Genomic DNA, 18511 nt, shown 5'->3' with positions numbered 1-18511 from the left:
CGCGAACAAGACTTGCAGGACGCGGCCTGGGTATCGTCCGTTGCATGAGCACCCCTGAGCAGGAGATCGAATACCGCCAGCACCGGTTCTCGCCCCCGCCGGGGTCGACCGAGATCTTCCTTGTCCGCCACGGAGAATCAGCCCCGGCGAAGGGCAGTTCGCCGTTCGACATGGTCGACGGGCAGGCCGACCCCGACCTCGCGCCGGAGGGCCGGGACCACGCCGAGCGGGTCGGGCGCCGTCTGGCGGACGAGCGGCTCTCCGCGCTGTACGTGACCACCTTGCGGCGGACGTCGCAGACCGCGGCGCCGCTGGCGGCGAAACTCGGGTTCACGCCGGAGGTCGAGGCGGACCTGAGGGAGATCCACCTCGGAGACTGGGAGAACGGGCTCTTCCGGCGCTACACCCACGAAGGTCACCCGATCGTCGAAAAGCTGTGGCAGGAGCAGCGCTGGGACGTCATCCCTGGCGCGGAGACGATGGAGAGTTTCGGCGGCCGGATCAGAACGGCCATCGGCAGGCTCGCGGCCGCCAACCCGGACCGGCGGATCGCCGTGTTCACTCACGGCGGCGTCATTGGCGAGGTCTTCGCGCAGGCCAGCGCCGCGAAGAACCGGTTCGCGTTCCTTGGGGCGGACAACGGGTCGATCTCACACTTGGTGGTGTCGGGCGACAACTGGATGGCGCGCCGGTTCAACGATACGTCGCATCTTCAGTCGCCTTTCGGCTGATCCGGCCCGCCGCGACCAGGTGCACGGCGACCAGGACCGCGACCGCTTCCGCGGCCAGCAGCCCGATGAGGACGAGCACCTGGGTCACCCCGGCCTGCAACGGCCCGGCGCCACCGAGGAGGACACCGACGTAGGCGCCGGGCAGGGTCACCAGGCCGACCGTCCGCGTCTGGTCGAGCGCGGGGATCAGCGCGTGTCCCGCCGAAGGGCGGCAGATCTCCAGCGCGGCCGGGCGGCGCTGGAAACCCAGTGCCAGCGCCGCTTCGTACTCGCCGTGCCGGGACACGAGTTCGTCCAGGGCTCGCCGCGAAGCCTGGGAGGTCGCGGACATCGCGCCACCGATGACGATCCCGGCGATCGGCACGATCGCGATCGGTTTCCACGGGACCACCCCGGTCGCGAGCACGAGCGCCAGCACCGGCACCACGCCGGAGGCGATGGCGAGCGCCACCCACGCCAGGTCTTTCGGCACGCCGATCCGGCGCGACGAGGTGAACGCCGCGATCGCGAACATCAGCAGCACGAACCCGCCGGTCAGCCAGCCGGACTTCAGGATCCCGACGATCACCAGCGAGACGGCCGCGAGCTGCACGACGGCACGCGCGGCCGCGAACAACACCGCCTTGCCCTGCCCCAGCCGCCCGAACTGCACCACGGCCGCACCGAAGATCGCCAACACGACGAGGACCACGGCCAGCACAGGACCGAAAGAGATCGCACCATCCGTCACGCGGATGATCCTGCCGGAGAATCGAGGGTCAGGACGTGCAGGTCACCGGCGCGCCCGCGGCGGGGGCGGTGCGGTCGCTGACGACCTCGCCGTCGACGAGGATCCGGCATCGCAGCGCGCCGCTGCCGACACCCTGCGCGGAGACGCTGTAGAACTCGTCGCGGCCTTCTTGGCTCGCGCGGTCGAAGGCGGTGCTCCACGGCAACGTCACTTCGGTCTTCTGCATGAGTTCCGAACCCTGCGCGACGTAGGTGACGTTCTGCGCGCTCTTCGCTCCGGACAGCTCGTAGACGACCGAGTGCGTCACGGTGCGGACGGCCGCCGCGGCCTGCTCGACCTGCGGCGCGGGTGGGTTCTGCACCGGCTGGGAAGCCTTCGGCAGCACGTAACTGGTCAGGGTGACGGCGACGGCCATCACCCCCAGCACGACCACGACGGTCCCGAGCGGCTTCATCCTGCCCGGGGCACCCTGTCCCGGCGCCGATGCCGGAGGGGTCGCGGTGGGAACACCCATGGAGAGGTCTTCTCTCGTCCGAGCGCACTTCCGTCGAGTGCGTCAACTCCTTTTCGCTCGAAGGTGACTCCGCGTTAGCCGTTATCGGGAAGAAACCCGATATTCACCCTTTTGGGTGTCCTGGCGAGGACGGAGTACCTGGTCATCGGGCGATCGGCGTAAACAGACTGAGCCGGATAGCTCACTTTGAGTGATATCAGCCCTCAGTCGACGAGACCCGCCTCGGCGAGCAGACCCAGCATCCGCCGCCCTGCCGGCGGGCAGCGGTCGGCGTCGGCCGAAGACAGCCAGGCGGACTCCGCGATCTCCCGGCCAGGCGCGGGCTCACCGCGATGCTCGGCGGTATAACAGGTCATCCGGACGCGGCGGCCGTCCGCATAGCCGTCGGCCCGCTCGTTCAGCACCGTGAAGAAACGGAAGCTCAGCGGGTCGAGTTCGACGCCGAGTTCCTCCCTGATCTCCCGGCACAACCCGGCGACGTCGCCCTCCCCCGGCTCACGTTTGCCTCCCGGCAGGTAGAACTTGGCCTTGCCCTCGGTCCGCACCGACAGCAGACGGCGGTCGCGGACGTGGATCCAGGCCAGTGAATCGATCTCTGCTTCCGACACGGTCCGATTCTGTCGTAGTGCCGGTGCATCATGGCAACCGTGTATCAGGAGAAGACGGCACCCGGCGGCTTGAGCGACGTGGTGCGCTGCCTGTGGGAGGACGCGGGCGAGGCGCCGAAGCGGATCGTGCCCGACGGCTGTGTCGACCTAATCGAGAGCGGCGGCGAGGTCTTCGTCGCCGGGCCGGACACGACGGCCTGGACCTGGGAAACACCGCCCGGCGTCCGCGTGCGTGGTGTGCGCTTCGCCCCCGGCCGGGCGGGCGCCGTCCTGGGGCTGGGCGCCGACGAAGTGCGTGATCAGCGCGTCCTCCTCGGCGATCTCTGGGGCCGGGAGGGCGACCTGCTGGCCGAGCGGGTGCTCTGCGGCGGCGCCTCGCTCGCCGACGTCGTCGCGGAACGCCGAGCCGGGCGAGCCGATCGGGAGATCTCGGAACTGATCGCCAGGCTGGACGGCGGCGTGACCCGGGTGTCCGCCGCGCTGGAGCGGTTCACGACCGGGGAACGGCAGTTGCGGCGGCGGTTCACCCTCGCGGTCGGCTACGGACCGGCGACCTATCTGCGCGTCACGCGGTTCCAGCGCGCCATCGGGCTCGCCGGGACGGCACCGGATCTCGCCTCACTGGCGGCGTCGGCCGGATACGCCGATCAAGCGCATCTGAGCCGGGATTGCCGGGAATTCGCCGGAGTTCAGGCGAGGGAGTTCTTCCGCGCCAAGAAGTGCGCGATGTCCACTGTGGACTCGTATAGCGCGCGGTAATGCAGGTAGAACTCGTCGTAGACCTCGGCGTCCGCGCTCGGGCGGACGATCTCGGCGACCGGGTTCCAGGCTTCGACGTCCGGTTCCCGGCCCAGCGCGGTCGACGCGAGAACGGCGTTCCCGAACGCGGCGCCGATGGTTTCCGTGGGGATCTCCTGCTCGATCCGCGCGACGTCGCTGACGATCCGCGTCCATACCCCGCCTTGCGTCCCGCCGCCGACGGCGACGAACCGCCGCGCGCCGCCACCGGCTTCCCGCATGGCTTCGAGGTTGTGCCGCACCCCGAACGCCGTACCTTCGAGTGCCGCGCGGTACAGCTCCGCACGACCGTGGGAAGTGGTGAGTCCGGCGACGATGCCCCGCGCGTCCGGATCCGGCACCGGTGTCCGTTCTCCGGCGAAGTACGGCAGCATCAGCAATCCGCGGCTGCCCGCGGGGACCTCACCCGCCGCCGCGGTCAGTTCGCCGAACTCGCCGCCGACGAGATCCCGCAACCAGTCGGTGATCGCGCCGGACGTGGCCATCCCCGCCGCGAGCGAATAGGTGCCGGGGAACGCGCCGCGGGTCGTCCACAACCCCGGGCCGGGGCGGGGATCGGAGAGCACCTGGATCAGGAACATCGTGGTGCCGTACATCAGCATCGTGTCGCCGGGCGCGGTGACACCGGCACCGGTCGCCTCTGCCCAGGCGTCCACCGTGCCCGCCGTCACCGGGATCCCGTGCGGCAGACCGGTTTCCGCGGCCGCCTCGGCAGTGACCGAACCGACCACGTCGGTCGGCCACGCGAGCCTCGGCAGGTCGATGCCGGGGGCGATCGCGGCCACCCGGTCCGGCGCCCACCGCGCCTCGCGCAAGTCGTACATCGGGTCGCATTGGCTCGCGGAATGGTGGTCGAGCACGTATTCACCGGTCAGCCGGAGCACGAGGAACGAACTCGCCATCAGGAAGAGCTTCGCCCGTTCGAACACGTCCGGCTCGTTTTTGGCCAGCCAGCGCCACTTCGGCCCGACGGCCTGGGAGCCGAGCGCGCTACCGCCACGTTCCACAATGGATTCTTCACCGAATTCCCGGGTCAGTTCCCGGATTTCGTCGTGCGCGCGGGTGTCGACGCCGTAAAGGATCGCTGGGCGCAAAGGTTTCCCGGAGGAATCCGCGGGCAAGAGCACCGGTCCGATCCCGCTGACCGACACTCCGATGATGGGATGATCCCCGTCACCCGCCGAAAGTTCACTGGCCAGAACCAGGAAATCCTGCCACCACACGGTTTCGGCGTCGTGTTCGAACCAGCCGGGACGAGGGCGGGAAGTGTCGTGCCGTCTGGATGCTCGCGCCACCACGGTGCCTTGGGAATCTACGAGGACACCTTTGGAACTCGAGGTGCCGATGTCGATGCCGAGCACCAGGCCCGGTTCGCCCATTACCCCTCCGAACTCCTCCGCGAGTAGCGCGATCAGCGGATGGTAACGATTGTCGGTCAAGCTATTCTTCCCGTGCGAAGGTGTCAACACACCTGCAGAAGGGGAGGTCGCGGTGGCCACCATCAACGACGTGGCGGCGAAGGCCGGGGTTTCCACGGCGACCGTGTCGAGGACGCTCAACGGGAAGTCCACTGTGGACCCGGTACTCGCGGCGCGGGTGCAGGCCGCCGCCGCGGAACTGGGATACCACCCGAACGGGCTCGCGAGGAATCTGCGCCGCCAGGAGACGGCGGTGCTCGCGCTCATCATCTCCGACGTCGAGAACCCTTTCTTCACCGCGATCGCCCGCGGCGTGGAGGACATCGCGCAGACCGCGGGCTACTCGGTGGTGCTGTGCAACGCCGACGACAACGAGGAGAAGGAGCGGCGCTACATCGACGTCGCGCTCCAGGAACGGGTCGCCGGCGTGGTGCTCTCCCCCACCGGCCGGGCCACCAACGTCGACAGGCTGACGCAGCGCGGCACGCCGGTGGTCGCCGTCGACCGTCCACTGCTGGAGAACACCGGGGACCAGGTGCTGGTCGACACCCGGCTCGCCGCCCGCGACGCGACACGCCACCTACTCGACGGCGGATACCGGCGAGTCGCCTGCGTCAGCGGGCCGTCCGGGGTGCGTACGGCCGACGACCGGCTGGCCGGTTACACCGACGCCGTCGGCGCGGAGAACGCGCTCACTCGCCGCGCCGAGTTCCGCGCCGAGGGCGGCAGGCTCGCCGCGCTCAGCCTGCTGGACGAGCCCGAACCGCCGGACGCGCTGCTGGTCGGCAACAGCACGATGGCGATCGGCGTCCTGGAAGCGCTGGCCGCGCGCGGACTGCGGTCGGGACAGGACGTGGGGATCGTGTCGTTCGACGACGCGCCGTGGACGACGCTGATCGATCCGCCGCTGACGGTGGTCGCCCAGCCCGCGAACGAGGTGGGCAAGGTCGCCGCCGAACTGCTGCTCGCCCGGATCGGCGACAGCACACGCCAGGCAACGACGACCACATTGCAGGCGAGGCTGATCGTGCGCCGGAGTTCACGGCGCGACTGACAGCGGCAGGCATCGGAGATCCCAGGTGCACGACGTGCCTGGGCGACCGGTTCGCACCGGCCGCCCAGGAACGCCCCACCCCCTTGTTCCCCCAAGCCGGCCCCACACCAGCCGGGTTCTCCGAAGCGGTGGGAAGAAATCGATTACCTTTCGGAAGGTAAGTTCCCTTTACCGGCCTGTCAAGCCGAGATCCCTGGACAAGCTCGCCCGATACGGGCACACTATGGCGATATTGCCTACTGCGCGTGTTTGATTCCGTGCACTCTGTGTTCATCTCTGGTGAATTCACCCACGAAATCGAGATGAGACCGCACGAACCCGCACAGACGAGTTACTCTAGGCGCATGTCCATAGCGCTCGAGAACGTCCTCGCCAAGGCGGGCCTGAAGGTCGACGCCAACGAGTTCCTGACCCTCGTGGAGGACGCGGCGCGGAGGCTTTCCCCGCCGAACCCCGATCCGTCGCACTACTTCTCGGCGGATCAGCGTGCCGCGCTCACCGACGTCGGCCTGGACATCTCCCCCCGCAGTGAGGACGAACCGGACTTCCGTGCCCGCACGGTCGCCGCGCACGCCGTACTCGCCGATTCGGCGCTGAGTGTGCTGGAAGCGGCGAAGGCGCTGGGCGTGGACGACAGCCGCATCCGCCACCGCCTGAAGGAAGGCAGGCTCACCGGCTGGAAGGACCAGGGCTGGCGGCTGCCCGCCTGGCAGTTCACCGGCTCCGGGGTGCTGCCCGGCCTGGAGATCGTGCTGCGCGCCGTACCCGAAGACCAGCCCGCACTGGTCGTGGCCGCGTTCATGAGCACGCCGCAGACCGATCTGGTGATCAACGAACACCCCGCCACCCCGCGCCAATGGCTGCTCTCCGGTGGCGACCCCGAGCACGTCGCCAAGCTGGTGGCTACGCTGGGCTCCCCGTTCTAAGGTGTTTTGCCCGACGACGGAAAATTTCAGTCGGGGGTAGGCCGTAGGCTGGCCCCACCGAGCAAGATCACCCGACAAGGACGGACGACTCCCGAGGTATGGCCCGGCTCCCCCTGCCGCCCGCACGCTCTGTCCTGGTCAAGGAGCTGCACCGCACCAACGACGTGGTGACGGTGCACCCCGGCACCAGGCTGGTCAGGATCTTCACCGCGCACGGCAACCACCCCCAGCAGTGGAATTCGTTCCGCTACAGCGGCCCGCTCCCGCACGGCCGTTTCGACCCGCAGACCCCAGGTCGCGGCGGTCGTCCGGTGACCGACCCCGGAAACGGTGTCCTGTACTTCGGTCTCACCGTGCGCACCAGCATCGCGGAGGTCTTCCAGACCACGTCGACGGTCGACCGCAAATCCCGCGGTCCGCGTCTGGTCGTCGTCCGGCCGACCCGCACGTTGCGACTGCTCGACCTCGCCGGCCTGTGGCCGACCCGCGTCGGCGCCTCGCAGGAGATCTCCAGCGGCCCGAAGAAGATCACCCAAGCCTGGGCTCGCGCCATCCGCGCCGCTTTCGGTGACCTCGACGGTGTCTGGTACCGGTCGTCCATGGACTCCGGCGGCCCCGCGCTCGCACTGTGGGACCCGCCCGCCGGGAACTCGCTGCCGATCGCGCCGGACGTGCTGCTCCCCCTGGACCACCCGGGACTCGACGTCCCACTGGGCCGGGTGTGCGAAGAGCTGAACTACACGCTGCTGAGCTGACTCGCCGCGTGTTATGAACGGTCCGTTCATAACAAGATTTGTTATGAACGGACCGTTCATAACACCCTGGCGCCCGACAGCCTCCAGCTCGGCCTTGCCGAAGGGGGCTTTCCCCGCGTGAGATGAACGGGACTTTCATTGCAAAATTTGCAATGAAAGTCCCGTTCATCTCATCCGGTGACCCAGCGATCAGAGGTGACGGCCCCACCACTCCAGTAAGGCGTCGAACCGCTGCACCCGGTGCCGCGGCTGCCCCGAACGCGTGAGTTCGTGCCCCTCGCCCGGGAACAGCAGGAACTCGGCGGGGACCCCGTTGCGCCGCAGCGCCACGTACATCCGCTGCGCCTGCTCCAGCGGGCACCGCCAGTCCTGCTCGGAGTGCACGACCATGAACGGGATGTCGATCTTTCCCGCGTAGGTCAGCGGGCTGCGCTTGCGCTGTTCTTCGACGTCGTCGCCGACGTAGCCGTCGGCGAAGAACCAGCCGATGTCCGAGCTGCCGACGAACGAGTCATGGGCGTTGACGGCGCGTTCGCTCCAGGCCGCCTGGAACCGGCCGCCGTGGTGCGCGGCGAGCCAGCTGGTCATGAAGCCGCCGTACGAACCACCCATCACACCGACGCGATCACTGTCCAAATTGGACAACTTGAGCGCTTCGTCCAGCAGTGTCAGCAGATCCAGCGCGTCCACGGTACCGAAGCCGTGGACGATGCTGCGGCCGTGGCTCTCGCCGTAGCCCGCGGAACCGCGCGGGTTCCCCAGGACGACGGCATAGCCCGCCGCGGCGAGCACCTGCGCCTCGTCGAAGACCTTCCATTCGTACGGCGCGAACGGTCCACCGTGGACCATCAGGACCACGGGATGCGGTCCGTCGCCCTCGGGCCGGACGATCCAGCCGTGCACCGGATAGCCGTCGGACGCGGTCGAGTCCAGTTCCTCCAGCGGCCGGATCCCGATGTCCCGCAACGTCTTCGAGTAGTCCGTGAGCACACGGGGTTCCTCGTCCGACAGCAGCACGACGTCGCCGGAGCTCTCGGGCGTCCCGATCACCGCGGCGATCCGCGCGCCGTCGACGACGAACGACTTCACCGCGGCGAACTCGCCTGCCAGGTACCGCAACGACTTCAGCTCGGCCAGGTCGGCGTCGAGCGGAACGGCGCGCAACTCGGCGGCACCGCGGGTGCGGACCACGACGAGCACCTCGTCGCCGAAGACGACGGGCGGACCGGCCGCGCTGTCGCAGTCCACCGTTTCGACGTCGGTCAGCCGGCGCGCGGGCGACGGCTCGTCACCGGAAGGCCACGGCGCGTGCCAGAGCCCGGTGTTGCGGGCGATCTCTTCCATGCCGGGGAATTCGGTGCCGTAGAACAGGATCGAACCGTCCGGTGTGGACACCGGGGTGGCCGCGGTACCCGGCGTGCGGACCACCAGGCGGGGTTCACCGCCACCGGCGGGCACCGCGTAGACGTCCGAACGGACGGTGTCCTCGACGGCCCAGTCACGGGGCGCGACGATGAGGACGAACTCACCGTCGACCGTCCACGAGGGATGCTCGACGTCGGCGCGTTCGTCGGTCAGTGGCGTGAGGTCGGCGGGCGCGGCCTCGTCCAGCGCGGCGACGGCGTCCACGACGAACAGACGTTGTGGACGGTCGTTGAGGAAACCGACGTCGTCGACCCGGTAGAAGAGGTTCGTGATGTGCCGGGGCGCTTCTTCGGCGGGCTCCGGGGTTTCGCCGTCCGCGTTCTCCGTGCCGTAGCGGCCCGGCTCGGGCACGCGGGCGACGAAGGTGATCCGGCGGGAATCGGGTGCCCAGACCGGGACGCCCGCGCCGAGAGGCAGGTCGGTGATCCGCTTCGCGTCACCACCGGCCGCGGCGATCACGTGTACCTGCGGTTTGGCCGTCCGCCCGGAACCTTCCCCCGCCCGGAGGAAGGCGACCCATCGGCCGTCCGGCGAGATGACGGGGGCGGAATCCTGGGTCCCGTGGGTCCAGGGCTCTTCCCCGCCACCGCGCGGATCGACCCTGCGCAGGCCACCGCGGTAGCTGTTCGTCTTCAGATCAGGCCTGCTCACCGCGGTGAGCAGCAGGTCGCCGCGCAGCGCGGGGATGCCGGGGACCGTCAGGGCTTCGATGTCAACGGGACGCACAGCCCCGACGGTACCCGATCCTTAGCAGCTCTAACTACTGATCGAAGACTCCTGCTCAGCGGCTTCCAGCTTCTTCGCCTTCGCGAGACTGGCCACCGTCGTCACCGTCAGGACCACGACGATGACACTGAGGGAGACCCAGTTGTTGATGTCCAGCCAGTCCGGCACGACGTGGTACTCGTGCAGCGCGTGCAGGAACAGCTTGGCGCCGATGAAGGCGAGGATCACCGCGAGGCCGTAGGACAGGTACACCAGCTTGGTGACCAGGCCACCGAGCAGGAAGTAGAGCTGGCGCAGGCCCATCAGCGCGAACGCGTTGGCGGTGAAGACCAGGAAGGCCTCCTGCGTGATGCCGAAGATCGCCGGGATCGAGTCGACGGCGAACAGCAGATCCGCGCTGCCGATCGCGACGATCACCAGGAACATCGGGGTGATCCAGCGCTTGCCGTCCTTCTTCACGAACGACTTGTGGCCGTGCCACTCGTTGGTGACCGGGAAGAGCTTGCGCACCCAGCGGGTGAGCGCGTTCTCCTCGTACTCCTCGCCCTCGTCCTTGTTGCGGACCATGCTGACCGCGGTCCAGATGAGGACGGCACCGAAGAGGAAGAAGACCCAGACGAACTGCGCGATCAGCGCGGCGCCGACGGCGATGAACACACTGCGCATGGCGAGCGCGAGCAGGATGCCGATCAGCAGCACCCGGTGCTGGTGGATCGCGGGCACCTTGAACGACGTCATGATGATCATGAAGATGAACAGGTTGTCGACGCTCAGCGAGTACTCGGTGATGTACCCGGTGAAGAACTCGACGCCGGGATCGTGTCCCGCGAAGACCCAGACACCGATGCCGAACGCGACGGCCACGGCGACGTAGAAGATGACCCACCGCGCGGCTTCACCGGTGGTGACCTCATGCGGCTTGCGATCGACGATGACCAGGTCGAGTGCGATCAGCGCGAGCAGACCGCCGACCGTGGCGATCCATAGCCACAGGGGAACAGACATGTAACCAACCCTCCGGATAGTGCACAGCAGCGACTAACCGGAGGTCTCTTCCGCCGGTGGAACCGGCCGACGGTGCCGGGGGCCTGCGAAGACCACCGTGCTGACGACACCGCCGCGAAGGAATACTCCCCTCACAGCTGGTCCAGTTTGACCTGTCTGTACGCGTGACGCCAGTTAAGGTTGCCCTTGTCACCAAGATGATGGCGTAACTCCCGTCACACTCGCCGCCGCTCACTGAGAGATACCCGTTTCGGCGGAGCACCTAACGTCACACTTGTGTGGTCTGAGTGAACTCGGCGAGGCGTTCTCAGCTTCGGGCGAATACGGTCATTCCGTGCCCCGAATCCCGCTCCCTCGCACGCGAGGCGCGAAGCTCACCGCGCTCGCCGCGGTCGTGGTGGTCCTGGCCGCCGCGGCCGTCGTGTGGACGAACAGCGATCCCGCGCCGTCCGCAGTGAAAACCCAGGAAGCGATCCTCGACCTGCCCGAAACACCGGGCTCGTCGGAGGTCGTCAAAATCGACACGACGCTGTACGTCCCCGAGCAGACCCCGGCGCCCGCCGTCCTGCTCGCCCACGGTTTCGGCGGCGACAAGAACAGTGTCGCCACCGAAGCCCGCGAACTCGCCGAGAAGGGTTTCGTCGTGCTCGCCTGGTCCGCTCGCGGTTTCGGCCGCAGCACCGGGAAGATCGCGCTGAACGACCCCGACCGCGAAGTCGCCGACGCCCGGAAGCTGATCGACGATCTGGCCAAGCGGCCCGAAGTCCTCAGCGAGAACGGCGACCCGAAGGTGGCCGTGTCCGGCGCGTCGTACGGCGGGGCGCTTTCCCTTCTGCTCGCCGGGACCGACAAGCGGGTCGACGCGATCGCGCCGGTCATCACCTACAACGACCTCGCGCAGGGCCTCTTCCCGAACGCCGCCTCGGCCACGCCGTCGGCCGCCACCACTCCCGCCGCCGGCGCGTTCACCGCGGACGGCGTCTTCAAGAGGTCGTGGGCTGGCATCTTCTTCTCCGCCGGTTCCGGTGCGGCGCAGGGTGGATCGCCGTCGAACGACGCCCCCGAAGCCGGTGACGAGACGAGCGAATCCGGGGCCTCCCAGGGCACCGGCGCGGCGGGTGCCGCGGCGCAGGCCCTTCCGCTCGGCGGTCCGAACGGCCAGCGTCCGACGCCCGGCCCCGCCGACCCTTGTGGACAGTTCACCGCCGACGTCTGTCAGGCGTACACCGAACTCGCGACCACCGGCAAGGCGAGCCAGCGCACCGTCGACCTGCTCCGCCGCGTCTCCCCCGCGTCCGTGACGGACAAGATCACCGTGCCGACCCTGCTGGTGCAGGGCGAAAGCGACACCTTGTTCGGTTTGGACCAGTCCGACGCGACCGCGAGGCAGATCGCCGCGGCGGGCGGCAAGGTCCGCACGATCTGGTACACCGGCGGCCACGACGGCGGGAAGCCCGGGCAGAAGCTGCGGGCTCAGATCGCCGACTTCCTCAAGTTCTCGCTGACCGGACAGGGCACCGATCCCGGCACCGGGTTCAGCTACGACATCCAGGGCACGTTGCGGGCCAACGGCGCCCCCTCGGTCCGGACCGTCACGGCGCCCGCGTACCCGGGCGCCACCGGGGACGCCACCGAGCGGCGGTCGTTCGCACTGGAGGGTCCGGCTCAGCCGGTCGTCCGGCCCGCGGGCGGCAACCCCGCCGCGGTGAGCGGGATCCCCGGACTGAACGGAGCGGTGGCGGGCTCCTCCCGGCTGTCCGGACTGTTCAGTGTGGACCCACCTGGTCAGGCCGCGCAGTTCGCGACGCGACCGCTCGACGCGCAGACCATCGTGGCCGGTTCGTCCACGGTCAGGTTGCAGGTCTCGGCGGATCCGGCCGCGGCGGCACCACAGAAGGAAGCGGTCCTGTTCGCGAAGCTCTACGACGTCAACTCGGAAGGTGTCCGCACGCTTCCGGCCAACGCCGTCGCGCCGTTCCGCGTTTCCGGTCTGCCCGCGGACGGCAGCCCGGTCGAGGTGACGGTGACCCTGCCGGGCATCGTGCGGCCGCTGGAAGCCGGGCACACGCTCCGGCTCGTCGTCGGCACCACGGACCAGGCGTTCGCGACCCCGGTCGAGCCCGCGGTGTTCCGCATCGGACTCGCGGACGGCGGACAGCTCGGCGTCCCGGTCGTCCCCGGCAACTCGGTCGGTACGCCGGCGCCCGTCGCACAACTGCTCGGGATCGGCGGCACGCTGCTCGCGGGCATCGCGATCGCGGTGTTCGCCGCGTTCCGCCGCCGCCGCGCCCACGACGTCGACGAGAGCCTGGCGAAGACGCCGTTGGTGATCGAAGGACTGCACAAGGCCTACGCGGGCGGCTTCGTCGCGGTGAAGGACCTGTCGTTCCGGGTCGAACCCGGCCAGGTCCTCGGCCTGCTCGGGCCGAACGGCGCGGGCAAGACGACGACCCTGCGCATGCTGATGGGACTGATCACGCCGACCGCCGGGAACATCCGGGTGTTCGGCCACCTGATCGCGCCCGGTGCGCCGGTGCTGTCCAGGATCGGGTCCTTTGTGGAGGGTTCGGGCTTCCTGCCGCACCTGTCCGGCAAGGAGAACCTGGAGCTGTACTGGGCGAGCACGGGTCGTCCAAGGGAAAGGGCGCATTTCGCCGAGGCGCTGGAGATCGCCGGGCTCGGCGACGCGGTGAACCGGCGGGTCCGCACCTACAGCCAGGGCATGCGGCAACGGCTCGCGATCGCGCAGGCGATGCTCGGCCTGCCGGAGCTCATGGTGCTCGACGAACCGACCAACGGGCTCGACCCGCCACAGATCCACCAGATGCGCGAGGTGCTCCAGCGTTACGCGGCGACGGGACGCACCGTGGTGGTGTCGAGCCATCTGCTGGCCGAGGTCGAGCAGACCTGTACGCACGTGGTCGTGATGCACCGCGGCATGCTGGTCGCCTCGGGTGAGGTCGGCGAACTGGCCGCGTCCAGCGGCGAGGCGACGTTCCGGGTCGACAAGCCCGCCGAAGCGGCCGAAGCGCTGCGGAAGGTCGGCGGCGTTTCCGGCGTCGACGTCGACGGGGAACTGGTCCACGCGGATCTCGACGGTCTCGCACGCGCCGAGGCGGTCGCCGCCCTCGTGCGGGCCGGGGTCGCGGTCGAGCAGGCCGGGCCGCGGCGCCGTCTGGAAGACGCGTTCCTGCAGCTGGTCGGAGAGGACTCGAAGGGTGAGTAAGACCAATGGTTCCGGCCCGGTGACCCGGGCGGATCACGGCGTGCACACCGATCCGGCGGCACTGCTGGAGCTGACGGAGGTCGCGTCGCACGAACGGACCGAGGTCGGCCCGGACGGGGCGGTGGCGGGTTACCGCGCCGATCGGACGCTACGGCTCGGCGTCGAACTGAAACGGCAGCTCAAACGGCGGCGGACCCAGCTCATGCTGGGGTTCGTCGCGCTGCTGCCGTTCATCCTGGTGATCGCGTTCGAGATCGGGCAGGCCAACCCGAACCGCCGCAGCGGCGGATTCGTCGACCTCGCCACGGCGAGCGCGCCGAACTTCGTGGTGCTCGCGCTGTTCGTCTCCGGGACGTTCCTGCTGCCGATGATCGTGGCGCTGTTCTACGGCGACACGATCGCGAGCGAGGCGTCGTGGTCGAGCCTGAAGTACCTGCTCGCGATGCCGGTCCCCCGGCATCGGGTGCTGCGGCAGAAGGCGATCGTCTCCGGCATCCTCTCGGCGGTCGCGCTGATCCTGTTGCCGCTGGTGTCGCTGGTGGTCGGCGTCATCTGGTACGGCGCAGGGGACGCGATCAGCCCGACCGGGGACGCGGTGTCGTTCGGCGACAGTCTCATCGCCATGGGGCTGGCGACGATCTACATCATCTTGCAGCTCGCGTGGGTGGCCGGGCTGGCGATGCTGCTCTCGGTCGCCACCGACGCCCCGCTCGGCGCCGTCGGTGGCGCGGTGATCGTCGCGATCGTTTCGCAGATCCTCGACCAGATCACCGCTCTGGAAGGGCTGCGGGACTACCTGCCGACGCATTTCGCGTTCTCGTGGATGGATCTGATCTCGACCGACATCGACTGGACGAACATGGCCAACGGCATGCTGTCGGCGGCGTTGTACGGGACGGTTTTCTTCCTGCTGGCCGGTCGCCGGTTCGCGACGAAGGACATCACCAGCTGAGACCGTTTCCGCACCGGAAAACCACCGGGGCCCACCGGGAAGACGAAATTCTCTTCCCTGGTGGGCCCCGGTTTTCACTGGCCGTGGCGACCTTCACCCATTAGCGCCGGAAACCGGTGTTTCATGCGCATGAGAACATCGATTTTCCGATCATCGACTCATCGGGTGAAAAGTTCCCCTTCAGCTTCGGTGGCCCCTGAGAAATCCTTATCTTCAGGGAAAGGTGCCGACGCGAGAAGAAAGCGGGGACATCATCATGACCCAGTCACTGGAGATTCCGGTCCAGGAATTCTCTCTTGCTTGGACCATGACCGCCGACAAGGGCGGCCGGGTCGGGTTCGCCGCTTCGGGTCAGGTGACGCTTCTCGACAACAAGCGGTTCTACAAGATCGACGGGGTCCTCTACATCTCCGAGGGCAGCGCCTACTGCCGCGACATCGGCAACCCACATCTGTTCGTCCGCCGCAACGGCGTCGAAGAGAGCGGCAGGCAATGGGGCTGGGAGACCATCTGCAACCGCAAATCGTGCAGCAGGCTGTGCGCGATGGACGCGTACTTCGTCCGCACCGGCTACTGGGCGCCCGCCGACCGGGCCATCCAGCTGAGCATCGGCGCCGAGTCCGGCTGGAACCGCAAGCGGTCCTTCAGCCCGACGATCACCGTGCACCTCAAGGACTGAGCGGTCCACTGTAGATCGGGTACGGTCGGCCCATGGCCACCTCTTCGATTCGCGTGGACGACGAAGGCGGGATCGCCGTCGTCACCCTCCAGCACGGTAAGGCGAACACCCTCGACACGGAGTTCTGCCAGGAACTGGCGGTCCGGCTCGAAGACGTCCAGCTCGGCGGGTTTCGCGGAGTCGTGCTCACCGGTACCGGCGGCATCTTCTCGGCGGGCGTCGACCTGCGGCGAGTGCACGACGGCGGCTCGGACTACATCGAGGACTTCCTGCCCGCGCTGTCCGACGCGTTCCTTTCGGTGTTCGGCTTCCCCGGTCCGGTGGTCGCGGCCGTCAACGGTCACGCGATCGCCGGCGGGGCGGTGCTCGCCGCCGCCTGCGACCGCCGTGTCCTCGCCGACGGCCCGAGCCGGATCGGGATCACCGAACTGCACGTCGGCGTCCCGTTCCCGTTGGCCGCGCTGGAGATCCTGCGCTCCGGGTTCGGCGCCGACATCCTCGCCGAACTCGCGTTCCTCGGCGAGACCCACCTGCCCGCGGACGCGCTCCGGCTCGGCCTGGTGAACGAGGTGACCGCGCCCGAAAACGTCGTCGGGCGAGCGGTGGAGGTGGCCGGGAAACTCGCCGAGATCCCTGCGGCCGCGTACGCGCATACGAAGGCGCAGCTGCATCGGCCGTTCCACGAGCGGATCGCCGAACACCGCACCGGCGACGACGCCCACGTCCTCGAACTGTGGAGCTCCCCCGAGGCGCTCGCGGCCATCAAGGCCTATGTCGACCGGGTGCTGGGCGGGCAGGCCTGACTTCAGGCTCGACCGGATAGGCGATTGCCCACCGACGCGGACTCTGTGAGTATCCGACCGCTCAACAGGTCCCGATGGGGAGGGCATGAATGCGGAAGCTCACGGCCGCGTGGTCGGTTTTGGCGATCACGGTTCTCGCACTGGCCGGGCTGACCCCGGCCGCGCAGGCGGCACCCGAAGACATCAAGGAGTCGCTCGGCCGGATCCCCGGCCTGACCGTCGTCTCGGAGAACCCGGCGCCGACCGGATACCGGTTCTTCAAACTCGCCTACACCCAGCCCGTCGACCACCGCAAGCCGTCCGCCGGTACCTTCCAGCAGCGATTCACCTTGCTGCACAAGGAATTCCGCTCGCCGACCGTGGTGTACACGAGCGGGTACAACGTGGGAGATTCCCCCAACCGCTCGGAGCCGACGCAGCTCGTCGACGGCAATCAGCTGTCGATGGAGTACCGGTTCTTCACCCCCTCGCGACCGGAACGGCCGGACTGGGGCAAGCAACTGACGATCTGGCAGGCCGCCTCCGACCAGCACCGCGCTGTCGAGGCGTTCAAGCGGATCTACCCTGGCAAGTGGCTCGCGACCGGCGCCAGCAAGGGCGGCATGACGGCGACCTACTTCCGTAGGTTTTTTCCGAATGACGTCGACGCGACGATCCCTTACGTCGCACCCAACGACGTCATCAACTCGCACGACCGCTACAACCGGTTCCTGGCGAACGTCGGCAACGACCCGGCCTGCCGGTCGGCGCTGAAGGCGATCCAGCGTGACGTGTTGACCCGGCGCGCGGAGTTCGCGGCGCTCGCCGCCGCCGACGCGGCCAAATTCGGTTTGACGTTCACGACCGTCGGCTCGGCCGACATCTCACTGGAGATCTCGGTCATCGACTCGTACTTCGCTTTCTGGCAGTACCAGAAGCAGGCGGACTGCGCGACGATCCCGAAGGCCGGCGCGCCGGCGACCGAGGTCTACGCCTGGTTCGAACGCGTCGAAAGCCTCAACACGTACTCCGACCAGAGCCTCAGGATCTACGTCCCCTACTACTTCCAAGCGGCCTACCAGCTCGGCGCCCCCGAGTCCTACGAAGGCTATCTCCGGGATCTGCTGCGCTACCCGGGCGCCAACGTGTCGCGGACGTTCGTGCCGAAGTCGGTCGACATCCCGCGGTTCGATCACCTGGCGATGCCGGACATCGACTTCTGGGTGAAGACGCAGGGCAAGCGGCTGCTGTTCGTCTACGGCGAGAACGACCCTTGGGGTGCCGAACCGTTCCGGCTGGGCTTCGGCACGAAGGACTCGTATAGCTACACGGTGCCGGGCGGGAACCACGGCGCCCGGATCACGCAGCTTCCGGCGGCCCAGGCCGCCGAAGCGACGAACACCGTGCGGCGATGGGCGGGGCTACCTCCGGTTTCGCCCGGGGTGACCACACGTTCGGCGCCCGCCGGGTTCCCGGACTTCGACGCGGACCTGACCCTGCTTCACCGCCCGCGCCTCTGACGATCGTGGTCTCGCGGCAGGGGCGGAAATGACAACTTCTCGTCACTTCCGCCCCTTCTTTCCCGACGCTAGGGTTGCCAGCGATGGTGGGGAGGACTGACGAGGGCGATGATTCCAGCGTTACCGCGTTCGAAGAGCTGTGCACGGCCTTCGACGACGCGGTGTCACGCGCGTCAGTGGGTTCGTGACGCTGGAGGCGGATGACCGGAGTAGCGACAGACGCGCTTCCGCCGGAAAGCCCCGCGGAGCCCGAGGTCGCTCTGTACCTCGGTTTGGCACTCACCCATCGGCTACTCCGGCAAAGCACGACGTCGTCGCCGGATTTGACCGAGGCGATCGGTTCGCTCACGACCGCCCTCGCCGCGGCTTCGGCGTTCGGCCCCGACACGGTCCGGATGGCGAGGCAAAGAACTGAGCAAGATCATCGATGACGCCGACTCGCCCGCTTTCCTCGTCGACGCGGCTCATCTGGGTCTCGCCCTGCTCGCACTTTCCGGATCGACACCCGTCGAGATGCGACGAGGTATCACCGGACTGACCTCGAAAGTGTTGGAGACCTCAAGAACAAAACACTCGCCCGGGGTTCGCCGCGGCGGCCGATGTCGCGTCACACCATCTGGGAGCGATCTCCCCGCAGGACAATCCGTTCGGCACCGGCCTCT

17 protein-coding genes are annotated in these 18511 nt (G+C 68.4%); 11 read left to right on the top strand and 6 right to left on the bottom strand.

All coding sequences use genetic code 11. The features are described 5' to 3' along the window. The first annotated feature begins 44 nt into the window (after window positions 1-44). The gene (locus ACLARN_RS33975) at window positions 45-731 is read left to right on the top strand and encodes a histidine phosphatase family protein (RefSeq protein WP_409495562.1); all 687 of its coding nucleotides are present in this window, start codon (window positions 45-47) and stop codon (window positions 729-731) included. Here the strand turns inward: ACLARN_RS33975 and ACLARN_RS33970 are convergent. The 3 genes from ACLARN_RS33970 to ACLARN_RS33960 all read right to left on the bottom strand — a co-directional run bounded on the left by ACLARN_RS33970 (window position 694) and on the right by ACLARN_RS33960 (window position 2583). Continuing rightward, the gene (locus tag ACLARN_RS33970; protein ID WP_409495561.1) at window positions 694-1461 is read right to left on the bottom strand and encodes an ABC transporter permease; all 768 of its coding nucleotides are present in this window, start codon (window positions 1459-1461) and stop codon (window positions 694-696) included. The genes ACLARN_RS33975 and ACLARN_RS33970 overlap by 38 nt on opposite strands. Window positions 1462-1489: 28 nt before the next feature. After that, the gene (locus ACLARN_RS33965) at window positions 1490-1975 is read right to left on the bottom strand and encodes an MmpS family transport accessory protein (RefSeq protein WP_409495560.1); all 486 of its coding nucleotides are present in this window, start codon (window positions 1973-1975) and stop codon (window positions 1490-1492) included. Window positions 1976-2178: 203 nt separating this feature from the next. After that, on the bottom strand, window positions 2179-2583 hold the full coding sequence (locus ACLARN_RS33960) for an NUDIX hydrolase (RefSeq protein ID WP_409495559.1): 405 nt from the start codon (window positions 2581-2583) through the stop codon (window positions 2179-2181). A 30-nt stretch (window positions 2584-2613) separates the two neighbouring features. On the opposite strand from ACLARN_RS33960, the gene ACLARN_RS33955 reads away from it, so the two are divergent. Beyond that, window positions 2614-3342: a DUF6597 domain-containing transcriptional factor gene (locus tag ACLARN_RS33955; RefSeq protein ID WP_409495558.1), complete on the top strand. Its 729-nt coding sequence runs from the start codon at window positions 2614-2616 to the stop codon at window positions 3340-3342. Here the strand turns inward: ACLARN_RS33955 and ACLARN_RS33950 are convergent. Continuing rightward, window positions 3273-4760, bottom strand: a complete 1488-nt coding sequence (locus ACLARN_RS33950) for an FGGY-family carbohydrate kinase (RefSeq protein ID WP_409495574.1) — start codon at window positions 4758-4760, stop codon at window positions 3273-3275. The two genes, ACLARN_RS33955 and ACLARN_RS33950, sit on opposite strands and share 70 nt — an antisense overlap. 112 nt (window positions 4761-4872) lie before the next feature. Between ACLARN_RS33950 and ACLARN_RS33945 the strand changes: the two genes are divergently transcribed. From ACLARN_RS33945 to ACLARN_RS33935, 3 genes are all read left to right on the top strand, one after another. Further along, the gene (locus ACLARN_RS33945; protein WP_409495557.1) at window positions 4873-5853 is read left to right on the top strand and encodes a LacI family DNA-binding transcriptional regulator; all 981 of its coding nucleotides are present in this window, start codon (window positions 4873-4875) and stop codon (window positions 5851-5853) included. A 344-nt stretch (window positions 5854-6197) separates the two neighbouring features. After that, window positions 6198-6779: a DNA-binding protein gene (locus tag ACLARN_RS33940; RefSeq protein ID WP_409495556.1), complete on the top strand. Its 582-nt coding sequence runs from the start codon at window positions 6198-6200 to the stop codon at window positions 6777-6779. Between the two features lie 98 nt (window positions 6780-6877). After that, window positions 6878-7534: an RES family NAD+ phosphorylase gene (locus tag ACLARN_RS33935; RefSeq protein ID WP_016335461.1), complete on the top strand. Its 657-nt coding sequence runs from the start codon at window positions 6878-6880 to the stop codon at window positions 7532-7534. Between the two features lie 189 nt (window positions 7535-7723). Here the strand turns inward: ACLARN_RS33935 and ACLARN_RS33930 are convergent, their stop codons facing one another. Together ACLARN_RS33930 and ACLARN_RS33925 are read right to left on the bottom strand one after the other, a co-directional pair. Next, entirely contained in the window at window positions 7724-9685 is a 1962-nt protein-coding gene (locus ACLARN_RS33930; RefSeq protein ID WP_409495555.1) for an alpha/beta fold hydrolase, read from the bottom strand. A gap of 30 nt (window positions 9686-9715) precedes the next feature. Continuing rightward, window positions 9716-10690 (bottom strand): TerC family protein, encoded by a 975-nt coding sequence (locus ACLARN_RS33925; protein WP_409495554.1) that lies wholly within the window; start codon window positions 10688-10690, stop codon window positions 9716-9718. A 334-nt stretch (window positions 10691-11024) separates the two neighbouring features. On the opposite strand from ACLARN_RS33925, the gene ACLARN_RS33920 reads away from it, so the two are divergent. From ACLARN_RS33920 to ACLARN_RS33895, 6 genes are all read left to right on the top strand, one after another. Beyond that, window positions 11025-13916 (top strand): alpha/beta fold hydrolase, encoded by a 2892-nt coding sequence (locus ACLARN_RS33920; RefSeq protein WP_409495553.1) that lies wholly within the window; start codon window positions 11025-11027, stop codon window positions 13914-13916. Beyond that, window positions 13909-14868, top strand: a complete 960-nt coding sequence (locus ACLARN_RS33915) for an ABC transporter permease (protein ID WP_409495552.1) — start codon at window positions 13909-13911, stop codon at window positions 14866-14868. Before ACLARN_RS33920 ends, ACLARN_RS33915 begins: the two co-directional genes overlap by 8 nt. Window positions 14869-15124: 256 nt before the next feature. Continuing rightward, a complete protein-coding gene (locus tag ACLARN_RS33910) occupies window positions 15125-15547 on the top strand; it encodes a hypothetical protein (protein WP_409495551.1) in 423 nt (140 codons plus the stop codon). Window positions 15548-15579: 32 nt separating this feature from the next. Then, window positions 15580-16350, top strand: a complete 771-nt coding sequence (locus tag ACLARN_RS33905) for an enoyl-CoA hydratase/isomerase family protein (protein ID WP_409495550.1) — start codon at window positions 15580-15582, stop codon at window positions 16348-16350. Between the two features lie 89 nt (window positions 16351-16439). Next, window positions 16440-17849 carry a S28 family serine protease gene (locus ACLARN_RS33900; RefSeq protein ID WP_409495549.1) on the top strand — a complete coding sequence of 470 codons (1410 nt, stop codon included), beginning with the start codon at window positions 16440-16442 and terminating at the stop codon, window positions 17847-17849. A 200-nt stretch (window positions 17850-18049) separates the two neighbouring features. Continuing rightward, window positions 18050-18280 carry a hypothetical protein gene (locus tag ACLARN_RS33895; protein ID WP_409495548.1) on the top strand — a complete coding sequence of 77 codons (231 nt, stop codon included), beginning with the start codon at window positions 18050-18052 and terminating at the stop codon, window positions 18278-18280. Window positions 18281-18511 lie beyond the last annotated feature (231 nt).

Source organism: Amycolatopsis sp. cmx-11-12 (assembly GCF_046269425.1).
In the GTDB taxonomy this organism is placed as follows: domain Bacteria; phylum Actinomycetota; class Actinomycetes; order Mycobacteriales; family Pseudonocardiaceae; genus Amycolatopsis.
Note: the sequence above shows the minus strand (reverse complement) of the source record. Positions and strands in the feature narration are given on the sequence as shown.

Excerpts from the sequence above, each read along its gene's own strand:
- ACLARN_RS33975 (WP_409495562.1), top strand. The coding sequence starts at position 45 with ATGAGCACCCCTGAGCAGGAGATCGAATACCGCCAGCACCGGTTCTCG.
- ACLARN_RS33965 (WP_409495560.1), bottom strand. The coding sequence starts at position 1,975 with ATGGGTGTTCCCACCGCGACCCCTCCGGCATCGGCGCCGGGACAGGGT.
- ACLARN_RS33955 (WP_409495558.1), top strand. The coding sequence starts at position 2,614 with ATGGCAACCGTGTATCAGGAGAAGACGGCACCCGGCGGCTTGAGCGAC.
- ACLARN_RS33950 (WP_409495574.1), bottom strand. The coding sequence starts at position 4,760 with ATGGGCGAACCGGGCCTGGTGCTCGGCATCGACATCGGCACCTCGAGT.
- ACLARN_RS33940 (WP_409495556.1), top strand. The coding sequence starts at position 6,198 with ATGTCCATAGCGCTCGAGAACGTCCTCGCCAAGGCGGGCCTGAAGGTC.
- ACLARN_RS33935 (WP_016335461.1), top strand. The coding sequence starts at position 6,878 with ATGGCCCGGCTCCCCCTGCCGCCCGCACGCTCTGTCCTGGTCAAGGAG.
- ACLARN_RS33925 (WP_409495554.1), bottom strand. The coding sequence starts at position 10,690 with ATGTCTGTTCCCCTGTGGCTATGGATCGCCACGGTCGGCGGTCTGCTC.
- ACLARN_RS33910 (WP_409495551.1), top strand. The coding sequence starts at position 15,125 with ATGACCCAGTCACTGGAGATTCCGGTCCAGGAATTCTCTCTTGCTTGG.
- ACLARN_RS33905 (WP_409495550.1), top strand. The coding sequence starts at position 15,580 with ATGGCCACCTCTTCGATTCGCGTGGACGACGAAGGCGGGATCGCCGTC.
- ACLARN_RS33900 (WP_409495549.1), top strand. The coding sequence starts at position 16,440 with ATGCGGAAGCTCACGGCCGCGTGGTCGGTTTTGGCGATCACGGTTCTC.
- ACLARN_RS33895 (WP_409495548.1), top strand. The coding sequence starts at position 18,050 with ATGACCGGAGTAGCGACAGACGCGCTTCCGCCGGAAAGCCCCGCGGAG.